Origin of the sequence: Tsukamurella soli, assembly GCF_039541155.1 — a bacterium.
In the GTDB taxonomy this organism is placed as follows: domain Bacteria; phylum Actinomycetota; class Actinomycetes; order Mycobacteriales; family Mycobacteriaceae; genus Tsukamurella; species Tsukamurella soli.
Map to the genome: position 1 here is coordinate 15975 of NZ_BAABFR010000052.1, position 17619 is coordinate 33593.

The window sequence follows — 17619 nt, forward strand, 5'->3', positions numbered from 1 at the left end:
TGTGCGGGTGCAGTCCCGGCCCACCCCTGATTCCCGCATCGATGCGGGCGGTCGTGCCGCTGCCCGGCGCCGCGGCCTCGGGGCTGCGTGGTCGGCGCTCGCCGACGGTGCCGAGTGGCGGCAGGCGGGCCGGAGTGAGTTCCGGTTCGCCGTGCGGGCGATGACCGAGTGGCCGGTGTGTCTGGTCGCCGTGCGGTTCGTGAGCGTCGGCGCCTGCGCCGGTCTGGGCGTCGCCGGGGTGGTGCTGCTGTGGCTGCCGACGGGCCCGCACGGAGTGGTGGGACGCAGCGTGCTCGTGGTGCTGCTCACAGTGTCCGTCATCGTCGCGGCACTGTGGGGTATATGCCCGTTCCCAGGGTGGCGGGGCGCCGTCGCCTACGCGGTCTGGGGTGACCTGACGATCCTCGGCGTGGCGCTGACGTTGTCCGACCCGCGCGCGCAACTGGTGACGGTGATCCTCCTGAGCGCCGTGGGGACGTTCGTGGCCGGCTTCCTCGGCTGGCGGGCCATGCTGCTGCACTGCGGGTACTGCGCTGCGGTGATCCTCGGTATCGACGCCTGGGCACTGTGCGCGCGGAGTGCGTCGGGGTGGTCGGTGTACCTCGTGAGCGGGGTGGCGGTGGTCGTCGACGTCCTGATGCCCGCCATGCTGCAGTTTCCGGTCGAGGTCGCGCGGCGCAGCATCGTCGCCGTCACTCGGCTGTCGAACCGCGACCCGCTGACGGGGCTGCTCAACCGACGCGGCCTGCGATCGGCCGCGACGTACATCGTCGCGCGGCATCGGGAGTCGGGTGGCGAGCTCGCGGTGATCGTCGTCGACCTGGACCGCTTGAAACAGGTCAACGACGAGTACGGCCACATCCGCGGCGACCTGGTGCTCCGCGAGACGGGACGGGCGCTCGCGGAGCGGATGGACGCGCTCGCTGCGGCTCGCACGGGCGGCGACGAGTTCGTGCTCATCGTGCACCTGCCGGATCCCGCGGATCTGCCGGCGGTAGCGGACCGCTGTGCCGGCTGCGTCTTCGGTGACGACCAGCTACAGGTCACGGCGAGCGTGGGGGCGGCACACGCGCCGGCGGTGACGGCCGACCTCGACGTCCTGCAACGGCTCGCCGACGATTCGATGTACGCGGCGAAGCGGGCCGGTGGCGGCCGCCGGGTGATCGCCGCAGGTCGGTAGTACCCGTTTCCGCCTGTAGACTGGCCCCTCGTGATTACCGCAACCGATCTCGAAGTGCGCGCCGGGGTACGCACCCTGCTGACCGCGCCCGGGGACGCCCTGCGGGTCCAGGCGGGCGACCGCATCGGCCTCGTCGGCCGCAACGGCGCAGGCAAGACCACGACCATGCGCATCCTCGCCGGCGAGGGCGAGCCCTACGCCGGGAAGGTGATCTCCTCCGGCGAGGTCGGCTACCTGCCGCAGGATCCCAAGGAGGGCGACCTCGACGTCCTGGCGAAGGACCGCGTGCTGTCGGCGCGCGGGCTCGACACCATCGTCCGGCAGATGGAGAAGCAGCAGGCCCGCATGGCCGAGTTGGTCGATGTCGACCTGCTCGACGAGGCCGTCCGCAAGTACGGCAATCTGGAGGACCGGTTCTCCTCGCTCGGCGGGTACACCGCCGAGTCCGAGGCCGCCCGCATCTGCAACAGCCTCGCCCTGCCCGACCGGGTGCTGGGGCAGCCGCTGCGCACCCTGTCCGGCGGGCAGCGGCGCCGCGTCGAGCTGGCGCGCATCCTGTTCGCCGCGTCCGACGGTTCCGGGGGTAAGTCGGGCACGACGCTGCTGCTCGACGAGCCGACAAACCACCTCGACGCCGACTCGATCGGATGGCTGCGGACGTTCCTGCAGAGCCACGACGGCGGGCTCATCGTGATCAGCCACGACGTGGATCTGCTCAACGACGTGGTCAACCGGGTGTGGTTCCTCGACGCCGTGCGCGGCGAAGCCGACATCTACAACATGACGTGGAAGAAGTACCTCGACGCCCGGGCCACGGACGAGCAGCGGCGCCGCCGCGAGCGCGCCAACGCCGAGAAGAAGGCCGCGGCGCTGAAGACACAGGCCGCGAAGATGGGCGCGAAGGCGACCAAGGCCGTCGCCGCGCAGAACATGCTCAAGCGCGCCGAGCGCATGCTGGCGGAGGTCGACGAGGTACGTGTCGCCGACAAGACCGCGCGCATCAAGTTCCCGGCGCCGGCACCGTCGGGCAGGACCCCGCTGATGGTGAAGGGCCTGACCAAGACGTATGGATCCCTGGAGATCTTCACCGGCATCGACTTCGCGATCGATCGCGGCTCGCGGGTGGTGGTCCTCGGCCTCAACGGTGCAGGTAAGACGACGCTGCTGAAGCTCCTCGCCGGCGTGGAGACGCCGGACACCGGCGGCCTCGAACCCGGCCGAGGGCTCAAGATCGGCTACTTCGCGCAGGAGCACGACACCCTCGATGACGCTGCGTCGGTGTGGGACAACATCCGGAACGCGTCGCCCGACGCGGGGGAGCAGGACCTGCGCGGCCTGCTGGGCGCGTTCATGTTCACCGGGCCGCAGCTCGACCAGCCCGCCGGGACCCTGTCCGGCGGCGAGAAGACCCGACTCGCCCTGGCGGGACTGGTCTCGTCGGCGGCCAACGTACTGCTACTCGACGAGCCGACCAACAACCTCGATCCCGTGAGCCGGGAACAGGTGCTCGAGGCACTCCGCAGTTACGAGGGGGCCGTGGTGCTGGTCACTCACGATCCCGGTGCAGCCGAGGCGCTCAACCCCGAGCGCGTCATCCTCCTGCCGGACGGCACCGAGGACCACTGGTCCGCCGAGTACCAGGAGCTCATCGAGCTCGCCTGACCGGGCCCCGAGCCGGGGGTGCGCCACCCGCGCGGCCGCTCCGCGCTCACGACCGTCCGGCCACGCCCGGCGTTGCGCAGGTGGAGCATCTGTCGAATAGCACGGCGGCCGAATGGAGCCGGGCGCGAATGGAGTTGTCGGCCCCGACAACCCGGCGTGGCCGGGGCGACAAATCGCCGGGGCGCGGCACCAACGCGGCCATTTGTGCGGGCGCCGCGGCTACCGTCGATCCCGCGGCCGCACAGGACGAGTACCCGGTCGGCCCTCCGGTAGCGCGCACACGGGACGAGGCGGACCTATCTCATGAGCTACAACACCCCTGCGGAGACCGCAGCCATCGCAGTCGAGAGTGGAGTCGCGAAGGCCGGGATGTCGGTCGGTCCCGTGCTCGTCGGCTCGTTTCTCGCGGGGGCGTACATCGCCTTCGCGAGCCTGCTGGCCATCGTCGCGTCGGCGGGCATGCCGTCCCCGACCCAGGACTGGGCGGGCGTGACGACGATAGTCACGGGCGTCGTGTTCAGCGTGGGTCTGGTCCTGGTCGTCGTCGGCGGCTCGGAGCTACTCACGGGCAACATGATGTACCTGCCCATCGCCCTGCTCGCCCGGCGCATCGGTGCCGCCCGACTGGTCAAGAACTGGGTCCTCGTCACGATCGGTAACCTGATCGGCTCCCTGTTCGTCGCCTACGTCCTCGCCTATGCCACCGGTGTGATCGGCGGTGCAGACACCAAGGCGCATATCCGGCTGGTCGGGATCGTCACCGGTAAGGCGATCACCGAGACGCATCTCGAGGTGTTCCTCCGCGGGCTCGGATGCAACTGGCTCGTCTGCATGGGCGTCTGGCTCGCGTTGGCGGCCACCAGCGTATCCGGCAAGATCCTCGGCATCCTCGGACCGATCTCGGCCTTCGTGGCGCTCGGCTTCGATCACGTGGTCGCCAACATGTTCTTCCTGCCGCTGGGGCTGATGGAGCACGTTCCGCACCTGACGCTGGGCGATGTGGTGTGGAACCTCGTGATGGCCTTCTGCGGCAATCTCATCGGAGCGGGCGTCTTCGTCGCCGGCGCCTATTGGTACATCTACCTGCGGCCGCGCACCGAGCGGGAGGCCGTGCGCCGGGCCTGAGGTCGCGCGGATCACGGCGGCTGCGCGCGACGCGGTGTACGTCGAGCCCTGGCCTTCGCCGAGGCGGGTGGCGTCCCGTGGCTGCGGATCGATCATCGTCGTCGGCTCCATCTCGGGCTGGCCCTGTCACGCCTTACGTCCGACCGGCATCCGAAATTCGAGTGTTACCGATTTATTCGTCGCTCATGTGGGCGTCGTCGCCGATTGGACCGATCGATCGGGGCCGGGGGTGATCGCCACGTCGGCTGGGTTCCTGCCCAGGCGGTCTTCGCGTCGGCGGCCCGGACGGATCACGGCGTCGGTCAGGAATTCACGGATGGTTGGCACTCGAGTTCGCGGTTCCTGCGAGGCTCCCCGAGGCGACGGCGGTGGCGAGCATCGGATACAACGGCAGCTGAGGGACGAGTGTGCTCTGGAAGGCGTGGTACAGGTCGGGCTTGCCTTCCCAGATGGTGTGCGACGGTGCGTTGTCGGCGCTCAGCTGGTGTCGCCAGGATCCCTGCTCGTGGTCGATGAGATGCTGGTCGGCGTAGTCCCAGAACGTCTCGTACCACTGCGCGTATCGCTCGTCGCCGGTGCGTCGGAAGAGGGCGGCTGCGGCGTTCACGGCTTCCGCGCAGACCCAGTGGAGTCTGTCGTGGACCACCGGTCGCCCGTCCCAGTCGGTCGTGTAGACGAATCCGGGGTGACCGTCGGTATTCCAGCCGTCGGCGACCGCGCGGTCGAACAATCGACGTGCCGCGTCGAGGAGCCATGGTCCGGCCTGCGCCGCCGCGGCCGCCTCGGTGTGGAGGAGTAGTCGTGACCACTCGAGACCGTGTCCAACGGTCGCGCCGTAGGGCTTGAACTGGTCGTCGGGGCGATCCCGGTGAAAGTCCAATTGCGGTCGCCAGTGTGAATCGTAGTGCTCAGGGAGCCGCCAGTCATGGCTGCGTGCGGTGTCGGCGGCGAAGCGGCAGATCCGTAGGGCTCGGTCGATGAGATCGCGGTCACCGGTGACGTCGGCGGCGGACAGCATCGCCTCGACGGCGTGCATATTGGCATTGATGCCCCGGTACGCGAGCGGAGTCGTGAAGGTTTCGTCCCAGGTGTCGATACACAGCCCGGCCGTGTCGTCCGAGAACCGGTCGAGGAGTATGCGGTGGGCGTCTTCGAGGAGGGAGTCTGCTCCTGGGACTCCCGCGAGGGTCGCGGACGATGCGGCGAGCAGGACGAAGGCGTGGTCGTAGCAAGTCTTCGTCGGATCGGCCGACCCGTCGGGGTGTCTGGCGGGGTACCACCCGCCGTACTCCGGGTCGTGGAGTGTTCCGGTGAGGCCGGCCATCGCGCGTCGAGCGACTGTGCGTGCTCCTGGTACTCCGAGGAGTGCTCCGATCGAGTAGACGTGGGTCATCCTGCAGGTGATCAAGGTGTGGACGGGAATGTCGGGCGTCGGGGCCCCGAGGTCGTCGAGCCACGCGGCACCGCCGTCGGGAAGTGCTGTCCGGCGGCCGAAGTCGAGAAGATGCAGGGCGTGCGCGTTCAGCCAGGTCCGGTGCAACGGCCGAGCCATCGGGGGTGTCATGGGGTACTGCTCCGTGGGTCGTCGGGGCGGGGCAGGCGGACGTGTGGCGGTGTCACACGGGGCCCGTGCAATCCGGTCCCATGCGAGTCGCATATGGCACCGGTGTCACAGAGGATCGTGGCATGGTGCCACGCTGAATGCAACGAGCACACTGAGGCGTGTGACAACGGTGTCATACCGCTGGTGGGTGGCGCGGCCGATTCGGTTCGTCGTGGGGCCGGCGCTGTGGCGCATAGCAATCGAGGTGTCACGCGCGCTACCGAGCGTCCGGGCCACGTTCCCGACGACCCGGCGCCGTGGCACCCGCGCATGGGTTCCGCGTAGGTTTGGCCCCGTGGTCGACTACATCAGCATCCAGACCGACGACGGAACGTTCGACGCCCTCGCGGCCGGCCCGGAGGACGGGCGGCCCGTCCTGCTTCTGCACGGCTTCCCGGAGGCTGCTGTGGAGTGGGAGGAGCAACTCGCTGTGCTCGGTGCTCAGGGTTTCCGGGTCGTCGCGCCCGATCAACGTGGATACTCGCCGGGCGTGCGGCCGGCGTCACCGTCGGACTACGCGATCGAGACGCTCGTGGCCGACGTCGTGGCGATCGCAGACGCACTGGGCTGGCAGCGCTTCGACCTCGTCGGCCACGACTGGGGCGGCGCGGTCGCATGGTGGACAGCCGACGCGCACCCCGATCGAGTGCGTAGCCTGGCCGTCGTCTCCACGCCGCATCCCGCGGCCCTCGCGGACGCGCTGCGCACCGACGAGGAGCAGGCGACGCGCTCGCAGTACATGCGCGACTGGCGAGCCACACCCGCCACCGAGAACGCCTTCCTCGCCGACGACGCCAAGGCGCTTCGCGGCGTGTTCGACGGCCGGTTGCCCCGGTCACGGGTCGACGAGTACGTCGAGCGGCTCTCGGAGCCGGGTGCGCTGACCGCGGCGCTCAACTGGTACCGCGCCGGTCGGCCGGCGGGGCGGATCGGCCGCATCACCGTACCCACGTTGTACGTATGGAGCACCGACGACGTCGCATTCGGCTCGACGCCGGCCCTCGCCACCGCCGAGTGGGTCGACGGGCCGTACCGGTTCGAGATGCTCGAGGACGTGTCGCACTGGGTGGTCGAGGAGGCAGCGGAGGCCCTCAACGGGCTGCTGCTCGCGCACCTCGACGCGTACTGAGGCGCGCGTCAGCGATCGGGATCGGCGGACTCCGGATGGAGGATCCCCGTCACCCGGCCACCGTCGAGCACCAGGGCGATCTTGTCACCGGAGTCCCGCCAGCGCGTGACGGACGGGTGCGGCAGTGGCAGGCCCGCCCCCAGCCGGGGCCCGACGGACTGGAGTGCATCGGCGACGGTGGACGACGCGCGGAGGCGGGCCAGGGTGGTCGCACCGACCACGTCGGTGGGGTGCGGGGCGACGCTCCGGCCGGCCCGTCTGTACAGGACCAACGCCACGTCGTCCGGGCCGATGCCGCCGTTCTCCAACCGCGTCACCACGTCGGTGACCTGCTCGTCCCGGTCGACCAGCGGGACGGGCGTGGCGCGTTCGCCGACCGTCGGGTCACCCGTCGGGGCGGCCGACCCCGCGAACCCGTTTGCCGTGAGCCAGTCGTCGTCGAAGTACGTCGAGAGATACTGTCGGCCCGAATCCGGTAGTGGCACAACCACTGTGCCGTCCGGACCGAGGTCTCGGGCCACGTCCAGCGCAGCGGCGACGGCCACCCCGGACGAGCCGCCGGCAAGGATGCCCTCAGTGCGTGCGAGCCACTGGATGGTCTCGATGGCTCGCCGGTCGTCGATCCGAACGAAGCGGTCGATGAGCCCTGAATCGAGCGATGTCGGCCAGTCGTCCACGTTGCTCTCGGGGTGCACGAAGTGACCGGCTCCCTCGATGAACTTCTGGCTGCCGTCGCCACCGGCATACGACGAGGTCGTCGGGTCCGCGCCGATCACCTGCACGCGTCCGTCGCTGACCTCCTTGAGGTAGCGGGCTGTCCCCGAGATCGTCCCGCCCGTACCGACGGTCGCGACCAGATGCGTGATGTCGCCATCGGTGTCGGACCAGATCTCGGGGCCGGTGGAGGCGTAGTGCGCGGCCGGGTTCGCCGGATTGTCGTACTGGGCCGCCAGCCAGGCGCCGGGGGTCTCGGCGACGAACCGTTCGCCATGCGAGCGCAGGCTGTCCGGATGTGCCTTCGGGACGAAGTTGTCGACCAGGCGGACCTCGGCCCCGTAGGCAGCAAGCTGTGAACGCTTCTCCCGGGAGATGGCGGAGCTGGTGAAGATCACCGCGCGGTAGCCGAGATGTGCGGCCGCCATGGCCAATCCGATGCCGGTGTTACCGCTGGTGACCTCGACCACCGTGCCGCCCGGGCGGAGCGCGCCCTCCGACTCGGCGCGGCGCAGCATCGACAGCGCAGCGCGGTCCTTCACGCTTCCGCCGGGGTTCTGCCACTCGGGCTTGACGTAGATCCGTGGCTGCAGTCCCGCCGCGGCACGCGTCAGCCGGATCAGTGGTGTGCCGCCGACGGTTTCGAGTATCGACTCGTATCTGGCCATGTGAGCTTCCGGTATGCGGCGCCGACCCCCTGCCGGAATCCTGCCTGAGGTTTGGAACGTTAGTGACCGGTCGACGATTCAAACAAGGACAAGAATCGGCGAGATCCTTTGGTGGGCAGCGGTGTCGGTGCGTCGTATGGTCGGCGTATGGGTTCCCTCGACGATGCGGGCATACTGGACAACGCCGCGTGGCACGCACTCCGGGGCCCGCACGCCGCGTTCGCCGAGAGCCATGGCAGCGCGCGCCGCTACCGGCCCGACTTCGCCCGCTACAGCGCCCTTCCCGACGCGCGAGACGACGCGACGTGGCGGGATCTCGCCCGGCTCGTGGGGCCGGGGGCGCAGGTGAGCATGAGCGGTGCGGTGATCGAGCCGCCGCCGGACTGGACCGTGACTCGGATCGGGCGGGCCCGCCAGATGGTCGCCGCCGAGGTGCACGAGCGGGCCGACCCGGACGTCGTCGAGCTGACGCCGGCGGACGTCCCGGAGATCTTCGCGCTGATCGGGCGTACCAAGCCGGGGCCGTGGCGCTCGAAGACCATCCATATCGGGCGGTACCTCGGCATCCGGCACGCGGGCCGGCTTGTGGCGATGGCGGGGGAGCGGGTGCGCCCGCCCGGGTGGGTCGAGGTGAGCGCGGTCTGCACGGACGAGGAGTTCCGCGGCCGAGGATTCGCAAGCAGATTGGTCGGCGCCGTCGTGCACGACATCCGCAGCCGCGGCGACGAGGCGTACCTGCATGTGTCGGTGAACAACCCGGTCGCGACGCGTCTGTACGAAGGACTCGGCTTCCGCGTGCGGCGGGAGACCTCGTTCGTCGGCCTGACCGCACCCGCGTGATCCGGCCCGGCTGACCGCTACAGCAGGCGGTCCGAACGGGCGGTGGCCCCGGGCTCGTAATAGTACTCGGTGCCGACCAGCGGGGCGAGCACGAACGGCGGGAGCCGCAGCGCCAGCCGCTGCAGTTGCGCTGTGCGCCCGGTCTTCTCGTTCTCGGTGTGGTGAGCGGCGAGCGCCCGTTGCTTGGCCCTCAGCTGCCGACGGACGTCGATGCGGTGCGTGATCGCTGCGCTCGGGGTGAACCAGCTGCGCGCCAGCTGCAGGTCGTGGTCGCGGGTCAGGCCCAACCTCGACGTCACGGCGAGCACGCGGACCAGTAGTTCTCGGGGCGCCGTCGCCTCCACCAGGCGCACGCCGCTGAGCTCGGCGGCGCGGCGCGCGATCCGGTGTACGGCGACGTGGTCCCGGTGGCCGTAGCCGCCCGCCTCGTCGTACCCGATCAGCAGGTCGGCGCCCACCTCGTCGAGGATCGCCACCACCCGCTCGGCGGGCTCCTCCGCCCCGGCGCGCACCAGCCGTGTGCGGCCGGGCGGATCGGGATACAGCTGCGCGCCGTGCCCGCTGTCCGCATATCCGAGCCAGCGGACATCATCCACGCCGAGGGCTGCGGCCGCGCGGTCCACCTCGTCGAGCCGCAGGCGGGGGAGGGCCTCGTCGTCGCCGTGCATCATCCCGTCGGTGGCCACCACCAACACCACCCGGTGCCCGTCCTCCACCAGCTGCGCCAGCGTTCCGCCGCTGAACAGTGTCTCGTCGTCCGGGTGCGCATGCAGGGCGACGACGGTGGCCATGCGGCTCTGTATAGCACCGGAGACGCTCCGCCGCGAGCCCCTGTTTGAGGTCCGCGCCGTCTGAGGCCCGCACCGCCTCAGGTTCGGGTCGCGGGCTCCCCGCTGTGCTTGTCGCTTCGGGTCGCAAGCTCCCCGCTGTGCTTGTCGCTTCGGGTCGCAAGCTCCCCGAAGGTCGCCGTGCGGGCGTCGGAGCGGGCACCGTCGGGTCCCGTGCGCTTGTCCACCAGGATCACCTGCCCGATGAACGGCTCGACGATCCCCACCATGCGGATCGGGGCAGCGATGATGAGCTGGAAACCGAACCGCTCGAACGCGCGCAGCGACTGCGCCGAGAACCGCTCGTCCGACTTGCTGAACGCCTCGTCGAGCATCAGCGGTGCGAACGTCGGTTGCAACGTCTCGTGTGACCCGAGCGAAAAGCTCAGCGCCGCCGCCAGGCAGAAGGCGACCAGTTTCTCCTGCTCGCCGCCCGAGTTGGTCGCAGTGTTGCGATAGGTGTGCACAGCGGGCTCGTCCGGGCCCGCACCCACCGCGTTCTCCCGGCCGTAGAAGGCATATCCGGTACGGACGTCCAGGACCGCCTCGGTCCAGCGCCGGGACTCGAGGTCGTCCGCCGTCAGCCGCATCACCAGCGAGCGGATCCGCTTGAACTGCGCCGCCATCGCGGCCGCCTCACCGCGGCGCGCGGCAGGGGCGTCCCGGACCATCGCGTCGACCAACTGCGCGAACTCCTTCGCCTCGGGAGCCGGCCGGGCCGCGTAGGCGATCTGCAGGTAGGTGCCCTCGTTGAACTCGACGCGGGCCAGGCCCGTGTTGACGTCGGAGATGCCGCGCGTGATCCGGCGGTGGGTGTCCTCGACCTCCTTGAACAGGTTGGCCACCGAGTGGCTCACGTCGGTGGTGATCAGTCGCCGGAACCGCTCCGTCGCCGACGCCAGCCCGTGCGCCACCAGGTTCTCGTGCACCGCGACGAAGTCGCCGGCCGCATCGATCGTCGCGGTCAACTCCGTCGCCGTGTCGGGCCACTCGCGCAGGAACGCTTCAGCCGCGCGGACGATCCGGCTCTCGGCGGCGTCGCGCTCGGCGGTCGCCGCCGACTGCTGTCGTTCGAGCTCGGCCCGCAGGTCCGCGCGGACCTCGCCGAAGGATTCCAGGGTGAGGTGTCTCCCGTTGTCCACCAGCAGATTCCACAGGGCTGTATCGAGGAATTCGCGGTCGGCGGCTTCCAGGTGATCGGATGCTCGCGTGCCGCCCTCGCGCTCGAACTCGGCCAGCAGCCCGTCGAAGTCGGCCCCCGCGCGCCCGAGCGTCTCGCCCAGCGCCCCGATCCGCGACTGCGCCTCGGCCAGCTCCGCGAATGCGTCGTCGACCCGGAGCTCGAGCTCACCGAGGTCCGTCCCCCCGGCGCGGGCGTCGGAGATCCGGTCGCGGAGCGCGTCGGCCTCGGACCTCGCCGCCCAATGGTCCAGCTCGGCCCAGGCCGCATAGCCGAGCACGGCGTTGGCGCCGTCGGCCACCTCGCGATGCTCGGCGAGCTCGTCGCGCACGGCGCGTGAGGCGTCCTCCGCCTTGGCGAGCACCGCCGCGGCCTGGGCCCGACGGTGCTCGAGCGCCTCTCGTTTGGTGTCGGTGCGGGTACCGAGGATCCACTGCGACCGGTCCGATACGGTCGCCCGGTCGTCCTTCCGGAACCGGCGGCCCGGGCTCTTCACGAGACCGCCCGGGGTGACGGCGATCTCGTGAGTGTCCAGGTCCGCGGCATCCGTCACGCACGCGTGCCGTGCGGTGCGGGCGACGGTGCCGGCCAGCCAGCGCCCGGCCGGGTGGGCGGTGTCGACATCGAGCTTCGCCGCGAGGGTGTCGCGGTCGGCCGGCGTCCCGGCAGCGGACGGATCGAACACCTGATAGGTGAGCACTCCGCGGATCCGATGTGCGTCGACGTATTCCGCGACCGTGCGGGCGTGCTGCTCGGGGACGAGCAGGGTCATGCCCAGCGGGCGCAGCACCCGCTCGGCCGCGGCGGCCCACGTGGCCTGCTCCTCCGGGCGTACGTCGATCAGCTCGGCGGCGTACGGCAGATCACCCGCCGGGATCGACGTGGCGCGGCAGATCGTGTCCCGCAGCTCGAGCGCCGCGGACGGCAGCAGCGATGAACGACGCTGCAGCGTCGTCAGTTCCGCGGACACCGCCTCGACCTCGCGGCGGGCGTCGGACTCGGCGGAGTAGGAGCGGTGCACGGCGGCCGACAGGTCGCCGGCCCGCGCCCCCGCCCGGTCCCTGATCGCCGGCAGCTGCTCGCGCAGCGCGCAGAACTCCTCCTCGGACGCGGGCGGCCGCTCGCCGATCCGCTCCACCGCCGCGGCGTAGCGCTCGTAGGCGCGCAGCCGCATCATCGCCTCCCGGTCCAGCTGCGCCGCTTCGGATTCGAGTACACCGACGTCGCCCCGCTCGCGGCGCAGCCGTTGGCCCAGGGTGTCGTACGCCTCCTTACGCTGCTCGGCGACGTCCTCCCACCGGGCGATCCGTGCGTCCAACCCGGCGCGTTCGCCCTCGATGCGGTCCATCTCGCCCTGCAACAGCCGGATCCGGTGTCCGCGCAGGTATTCCCGCAGGGGCGCGCCCAGCAGGTCGCCGGCCCGGGTGGTGGACACCTGCGCCGTGCGGTACCGCTCGTACGCCTCGGGGATCGGGCGCAGGACCTTCTCCTGTGCCTCGGCGCGGGCGGCGGCGCGGTACGCCTCGTCGAGCTGGGTGAAGTTCTCCACCAGCCGCTCGGCCTTGGCGTAGGTGTCGGGCCGATCCAGCATGTAGGTGCGGATGAAGGCGTCGAGGTCGCCGACGTTCTTCATCGCCTTCGCCTTGCCCAGCAGCGACAGCGCGGCGGTGCTCTCGCCGATGCCCACCCGGCGCCGCAGGGCGTCCTGGTACGCGGTCTGCGTGTCGAAGGATTCGACCTCGGGATGCCGGGACCGCCACGAGCGGGTGTCGAAACCCGCTGTGGCCCAGTCGCTCAGGTCCATGAGATCGGCGTCGCCGGGCCGCAGTAGGTACCACGACCGCAGTGCGGCGCCGTCGGTCCCGGTGCCGGGGAACCACTTCACGGCGGTCGCGGTGGTCACCCCTCCGGCACCGTTGTCGTAGGTCGCGGCGATTGCCGACCACGTGGCCGACCCGCCCCGCAGGTACTGCACCTTGGACTGGTGATTCTCGTCGTCGTTCACCGACCAGGCGCCGCGCACGTAGTCGGCCATCGACCGCGCCGCCTTCTTCGCGCCCTTCGCGGTGAGATCGGCCGAGGCGTTGAACGCCTGGTCGTACGTGGGGAGCAGCACCACCGAGTGCGCATCCATCAGCGACGACTTGCCCGAACCCGAAGGGCCCGTGAGGATCACGCCTCGCGGGTCGATGGGGAAGTCCTTGTATCCGTCGAACGTTCCCCAATTGACCACCTGCAGGCGCACGAGCCGGTACTGGCCGATGTGGCTAGGCATCCTCGTCCTCCCGCTCGTCGGCACCGTCTGCGGCCTGGTCGATCGCCGCCGGCTCCGCGAGATCCCGGTCGGCGCCGGCCAGATCGCGGTAGGCCGCGGTGTACGCGTCCACCTGCTCGGGCGTGAGCAGCGACGCGATCACGCCGTGCACCGCATACCGGTCGGTGGTGCCCACCTGGCGGATCAGCCTGCGGGTCTCGAGCTGGTTGATCGCCGCCTCCGCCTTGCGGATGAATCCCGCCTCGTCGGTGTCCCGGGCCGGCCGGAACGAGACCAGGTGGTCGATCATCTCGGCCCGCTCCACGACGCACGTCTCGTCCGGCGACGACAGGTGCCGGAGCCGCAGGAACAGCGCCAGCACCGATGCGGCCAGCGAGAGGCTCTGCGCGCGAAGCAGATTCCGCTGCCGCGGGTCGCTCTCGGACACCTGCCGGGTGAAGGCGTGCCGGGTGTCGTGGTTGATCTCCAGGATCAGGTTCAGCTCCGACAGTCGCGACCGCAGGATCTCCTCATTGGCCTCGATCGCCGCCCAGTTGCGCGACCGGGCGGACACGTGGGGCGCGGCGATCAGCTCCTGGAGGGCGTAACAGACGGGGTTGGGCAGCCGGGAGGTGTCGCCGTCGAACCGCGGCGCGGTGTCGGCTGCCCGGCCTGCGCTGGTGCCGAACGGGACGCCGTCGTCGCGGAAGTCGTCGAATCGGAAGTCGCCCAGGTCGACCGGCGCGAGGTCGTCGGTGCCCAGGCCGCTCAGCGTCGGTTCGTCGGCCGGGTCCTCGGCCGGGCGATCCACCGGACCGGGATGCTCTGTCTCGCCGGAGTTCTCGTCGTTCACTGCGCTGCTTCCACATCGTCGAACAGGGTGGTGGGGTCGTTACCGGCGCCCGGAGTCTCGGACGGGAGGGGCGCGTCGAACCGAATGTGCGGCACCGTCATCTCCCGCGGTCCGCGGGCGGTGGCGGCGGTCACCGTCGTCGGTGGGCCGTCGGGGTCGACGGTGCCGTACCGCTCGCCGAGGCTCCACAGACCCACGATGTCCCCGGCCCGGGCCTCCGGTAGTGCGGCCAGGATCTCGGCGAGCCCGGCCCCGCGGGAGGAGCCGACCGCAGCGTTCACCGCGTCGGCCAGCGCGTCCCAGTCGATCGACTCCCGGCCGACCAGCGCCGCGGGGTCGATCGCGAACTCCCCGCCGGTCGCGGTCACATCCGGCGGGAGCTCGACGATGCCGTCATGGAACGTCAGTGCGCCCACCGACGACGTGTCCGCCGACGACATCGGCATCGCGAGGCCGGTGTCGCGGCCCGGCGACACGGCTGCGAACGCGTCGATCGCGGCCCGCTGCGCGTCGGCGATCCGGGTCCGCAGCGACTGGTACTGCAGGAAGTCGCCCTCCTTGACGAACGTGTTGATCCGCCGGTACACCTGCCCGCGGATCTCGTCGACGCGCTGCACTTGCTCCCACATCCGGTCCAGGAAGCCGGTCAGGGCGTCCTGCAGGTCGCCGGGCAGGTCGTCCACTCCGTCGAGCACCGCTGCGGACGCCTCCTCGAGCCGCCGCCGCAACCGGTGATCGGAGAGCAGCGAGTAGAAGGCGTCGAACGCACGGCCCTCGGGGGTGTTCGCGAGCTCGTCGTGGCCGTCGAACAGTCGCTGCAGCCGCTCGGCGTACGCGCCCGCCGAACCGTCGAGCCCGGCCGTGAGCAGCGTGCGGGTGGTCTCGCGCATCTTCTCGCCGTATCCCAGGATGTCGGCGGGCATCCGCTCGGCCAGCGACGCGACGATCTGCAGGTCCTCGACCACCCGGTCGCGGTCGAACTGCGGCACCAGGCCCTGCTGCAGTGCGGCGCGGCGGCGGGTGAGTTCGGCGATCTGCTCGTCGAGGGACCGCAGGTGATCGCCCGGGTCGGGGCTGACGGTGACCGCGATCGCCGACAGCCGCGCGGCGACCAGCTCGAGCGCGGTCTCGGTGGCGACGCTGCGGTCGGCCGTGACCGACTGGATCTGCCCGAGCGCGGTGATCGCGCCGCGCGTGAGCCGGCACGTCTCGCGGCCGTCGTCGTCGAGCGTGCGGGACACGAAGCCCGCCCGCACCCAGGCGTCGAGGACGTCGGGCCCCGACGGGACCGGGCGGGCGCGGGAGGTGAAGTGGTCGGCGAGGGACTGGAGGTCGGCGGACATCGCGTCGGCGAGGTCGTCGGAGGCCATCGGCCCGGTGCCCAGGCGGGCGCCCATCACGGCGAGGTACGCGACGGCGTTGGGGGAGCGGAGCAGCCGGAGCGCGACGTCACCGTCGGCGTTCTCGCGGAACGCGCAGTACAGTTCGGCTGCGCTGCGTCCCATCCGTTCCTCCGCTTCCCGCTCGCCGTCCTCGGCGAGCGACCGTTCATACTATCGGGCCCGCATCGTGTCCTGTCCGCCACTAAGTCATCCCATGTTTCACGTGATACCAAAGATGCTAAAGTGACTGGAGATGCCGCAGAGGTAGCGGTTGGATAACGAACGCCGCATCTCTACCACAGGTTTCTCCTGTCCCGTTGGCATCGCTTCTGCGTGTCTGTAACAATCTGCGCATGAATCTCGTAGGCACCATGCGCCCCGCCCGGATCAGAGGCCTGTTCGTCGTGGCGTTGACGGCCGCCGTCGTGGTGTCGGCGGCCACCGTCGCCGGGTCTGTATCGGCCGCGAGCCTGTCGTCGGCCGACGCCCAGCTGGCGAGGAACAACGTCGAAGGCGCGATCGCCGACTACCAGGCGGTGCTCGCGACGGACCCGACCAATGTGGAGGCTCTGACCAACCTCGCGGTGTGGCAGCAGGCGGTCGGCAACACCGCCGGCGCGCAGGCGGCCGTCAACCAGCTGCCGGCAGACCGTGCCGGCCGGGTGGTCGCGCTCATGCAGAACGTCGCGAAGGCCCAGTCGTTCCCGCTCACCGACCAGGTTCCGGGCGCGCTCGCCGCGGGCACCGGCATCGTGATCCTCGGCTACGGGCTCGAGAACAACGGGGCCATGCGCCCCCTGCTGGTGGAGCGGCTGACGAAGGGCCTCGCCGTCGCGCGCGCGTACCCCTCGTTCCCGATCATCGTCACCGGGGGCAATCCGAAGGCGGGAAAGACGGAGGCGGGGCAGATGCGGGACTGGCTGGTCGCGAACGGCGTTTCACCGAGTCGGATCACGGTGGAGGACCGTGCCGTCTCGACCCAGTCGAACGCGCTCAACTCGGTGCGCCTGTACCCGCAGGCGGGGATCACCAGCGGCATCGTGCTCGTCACGTCGTCGGACCACACGCGCCGCTCGGTGGCCGACTTCCTCGTCGCAGGCTCTACGGAGCAGGCCGTGGTCGCGTCGGATGCCGCGGCGCAGTCCGGTCCGATGAGCACCGGGGCCATAGTGCTGATGTACCGCGACGCGATGGGTACCGCGGGCCTGTAACCCCGACATGTGCACCCTTCCGTCGGCGCGCAGGCCGGCCCCGGCCCGCCCAACATGTGCACCGTTTCGTCGTGCCGCAGCTCAGTGCTGGGCCGACGGATGGGTGCACATGTTGGGAGGCGACGGAAGGGTGCACATGTTGGGCAGGGGTGCACATCTTCACTTCTGCCGTCGGACACTCTCCTCGACCAGGTCCAGCACCGACTCGAGCTGGTCGGTGGCCCGCCCGGACGCGAGCCGGGTCACCAGACCGTCGAGGACGAGGTCGAGGTAGCCCAGCAGCACCCCCGTCGGAACGTCCTCGCGTAGCCGACCCCGCTCCTTCTGCCGCTCCAGGCGTCGCAACGTGGCGTCGGTGAGCTCGGCCGACCGCTCGGTCCACTGCTCACGGAAGTCCGCGTCGTTCTTGATCTTCCGTGCGATCTCGAGCCGTGTACCCAGCCAGTCGAACCGCTCCGGGTGGGTCAGCATGTCGCGCATGACCTGGACCAGACCCTGGGTCGCCGCGATATCCGCCATGCGCTCGGCGTCCTCGTGCGCCAGCGCCAGGAACAGCGCGTCCTTGTCGCGGTAGTGGTGGAAGATAGCGCCGCGCGACAGCCCCGTCGCGGACTCGAGGCGGCGCACGGTGGCTCCGTCGTAGCCGAACTCGGCGAAGCATGTTCGCGCGCCGTCCAGGATCTGACGCCGCCGGGCGGCCAGGTGGTCTTCACTCACCTTGGGCACGTGAGACCTCCCAATTCTCTTTCTCTGACTGTCGAATGATCCGGGTACGCCGCGGCGGGCTCGGCGTTGTGGTGCCGAGCCCGCCGTGTCGTAGGTCCGTCCTGGCAGAAGGCTCAGGCGCGCAGCATGTTCCGCAGGACGTACTGCAGGATGCCGCCGTTGCGGTAGTAGTCGGCCTCACCGGGGGTGTCGATGCGCACCACCGCGTCGAACTCGACCTTCGTCCCGTCCTCCTTGGTGGCGGTCACATGCACCGTCTTCGGGG

The 17619-nt window shown here is 70.4% G+C and carries 13 protein-coding genes; 6 read left to right on the top strand and 7 right to left on the bottom strand.

Translation table 11 applies throughout. The features are described from left to right. Positions 1-7 precede the first annotated feature (7 nt). From ABD908_RS16055 to ABD908_RS16065, 3 genes are all read left to right on the top strand, one after another. Complete coding sequence (locus ABD908_RS16055) at positions 8-1180, top strand: GGDEF domain-containing protein (protein ID WP_344997693.1); 1173 nt, start codon at positions 8-10, stop codon at positions 1178-1180. A gap of 30 nt (positions 1181-1210) precedes the next feature. Next, the gene (locus ABD908_RS16060) at positions 1211-2842 is read left to right on the top strand and encodes an ABC-F family ATP-binding cassette domain-containing protein (protein ID WP_344997695.1); all 1632 of its coding nucleotides are present in this window, start codon (positions 1211-1213) and stop codon (positions 2840-2842) included. A 303-nt stretch (positions 2843-3145) separates the two neighbouring features. Then, positions 3146-3967, top strand: coding sequence for a formate/nitrite transporter family protein (locus ABD908_RS16065; RefSeq protein ID WP_344997697.1), 822 nt, complete (start codon positions 3146-3148; stop codon positions 3965-3967). Between the two features lie 310 nt (positions 3968-4277). Here the strand turns inward: ABD908_RS16065 and ABD908_RS16070 are convergent, their stop codons facing one another. Beyond that, the gene (locus ABD908_RS16070; protein WP_344997699.1) at positions 4278-5531 is read right to left on the bottom strand and encodes an AGE family epimerase/isomerase; all 1254 of its coding nucleotides are present in this window, start codon (positions 5529-5531) and stop codon (positions 4278-4280) included. A gap of 334 nt (positions 5532-5865) precedes the next feature. Between ABD908_RS16070 and ABD908_RS16075 the strand changes: the two genes are divergently transcribed. Continuing rightward, positions 5866-6699, top strand: a complete 834-nt coding sequence (locus ABD908_RS16075) for an alpha/beta fold hydrolase (RefSeq protein ID WP_344997701.1) — start codon at positions 5866-5868, stop codon at positions 6697-6699. Between the two features lie 8 nt (positions 6700-6707). Here ABD908_RS16075 and ABD908_RS16080 read toward each other — a convergent pair whose 3' ends face one another. After that, a complete protein-coding gene (locus ABD908_RS16080; protein WP_344997703.1) occupies positions 6708-8081 on the bottom strand; it encodes a PLP-dependent cysteine synthase family protein in 1374 nt (457 codons plus the stop codon). A 147-nt stretch (positions 8082-8228) separates the two neighbouring features. Here ABD908_RS16080 and ABD908_RS16085 point away from each other — a divergent pair, with 147 nt between their 5' ends. Beyond that, positions 8229-8921 (top strand): GNAT family N-acetyltransferase, encoded by a 693-nt coding sequence (locus ABD908_RS16085; protein ID WP_344997705.1) that lies wholly within the window; start codon positions 8229-8231, stop codon positions 8919-8921. A gap of 17 nt (positions 8922-8938) precedes the next feature. Here ABD908_RS16085 and ABD908_RS16090 read toward each other — a convergent pair whose 3' ends face one another. The 4 genes from ABD908_RS16090 to ABD908_RS16105 form a co-directional block, all read right to left on the bottom strand. Then, a complete protein-coding gene (locus ABD908_RS16090) occupies positions 8939-9712 on the bottom strand; it encodes a PIG-L deacetylase family protein (protein ID WP_344997707.1) in 774 nt (257 codons plus the stop codon). 77 nt (positions 9713-9789) lie between these two features. Next, positions 9790-13203 carry an ATP-binding protein gene (locus ABD908_RS16095; protein ID WP_344997709.1) on the bottom strand — a complete coding sequence of 1138 codons (3414 nt, stop codon included), beginning with the start codon at positions 13201-13203 and terminating at the stop codon, positions 9790-9792. After that, positions 13196-14035: a DUF4194 domain-containing protein gene (locus ABD908_RS16100; protein ID WP_344997711.1), complete on the bottom strand. Its 840-nt coding sequence runs from the start codon at positions 14033-14035 to the stop codon at positions 13196-13198. The genes ABD908_RS16095 and ABD908_RS16100 overlap by 8 nt, the downstream gene beginning before the upstream one ends. Next, positions 14032-15540, bottom strand: coding sequence for a DUF3375 domain-containing protein (locus ABD908_RS16105; protein ID WP_344997713.1), 1509 nt, complete (start codon positions 15538-15540; stop codon positions 14032-14034). Before ABD908_RS16105 ends, ABD908_RS16100 begins: the two co-directional genes overlap by 4 nt. Before the next feature lie 230 nt (positions 15541-15770). Here ABD908_RS16105 and ABD908_RS16110 point away from each other — a divergent pair, with 230 nt between their 5' ends. Continuing rightward, positions 15771-16628 carry an ElyC/SanA/YdcF family protein gene (locus ABD908_RS16110; protein ID WP_344997715.1) on the top strand — a complete coding sequence of 286 codons (858 nt, stop codon included), beginning with the start codon at positions 15771-15773 and terminating at the stop codon, positions 16626-16628. A 159-nt stretch (positions 16629-16787) separates the two neighbouring features. Here ABD908_RS16110 and ABD908_RS16115 read toward each other — a convergent pair whose 3' ends face one another. Next, positions 16788-17354: a TetR/AcrR family transcriptional regulator gene (locus tag ABD908_RS16115; RefSeq protein WP_344997717.1), complete on the bottom strand. Its 567-nt coding sequence runs from the start codon at positions 17352-17354 to the stop codon at positions 16788-16790. Positions 17355-17619: the final 265 nt, after the last annotated feature.

Bases quoted from the DNA above. Each gene is read 5' to 3' on its own strand.
- ABD908_RS16065 (WP_344997697.1), top strand. From the start codon at position 3,146: ATGAGCTACAACACCCCTGCGGAGACCGCAGCCATCGCAGTCGAGAGT.
- ABD908_RS16070 (WP_344997699.1), bottom strand. From the start codon at position 5,531: ATGACACCCCCGATGGCTCGGCCGTTGCACCGGACCTGGCTGAACGCG.
- ABD908_RS16080 (WP_344997703.1), bottom strand. From the start codon at position 8,081: ATGGCCAGATACGAGTCGATACTCGAAACCGTCGGCGGCACACCACTG.
- ABD908_RS16085 (WP_344997705.1), top strand. From the start codon at position 8,229: ATGGGTTCCCTCGACGATGCGGGCATACTGGACAACGCCGCGTGGCAC.
- ABD908_RS16090 (WP_344997707.1), bottom strand. From the start codon at position 9,712: ATGGCCACCGTCGTCGCCCTGCATGCGCACCCGGACGACGAGACACTG.
- ABD908_RS16095 (WP_344997709.1), bottom strand. From the start codon at position 13,203: ATGCCTAGCCACATCGGCCAGTACCGGCTCGTGCGCCTGCAGGTGGTC.
- ABD908_RS16105 (WP_344997713.1), bottom strand. From the start codon at position 15,540: ATGGGACGCAGCGCAGCCGAACTGTACTGCGCGTTCCGCGAGAACGCC.
- ABD908_RS16110 (WP_344997715.1), top strand. From the start codon at position 15,771: ATGAATCTCGTAGGCACCATGCGCCCCGCCCGGATCAGAGGCCTGTTC.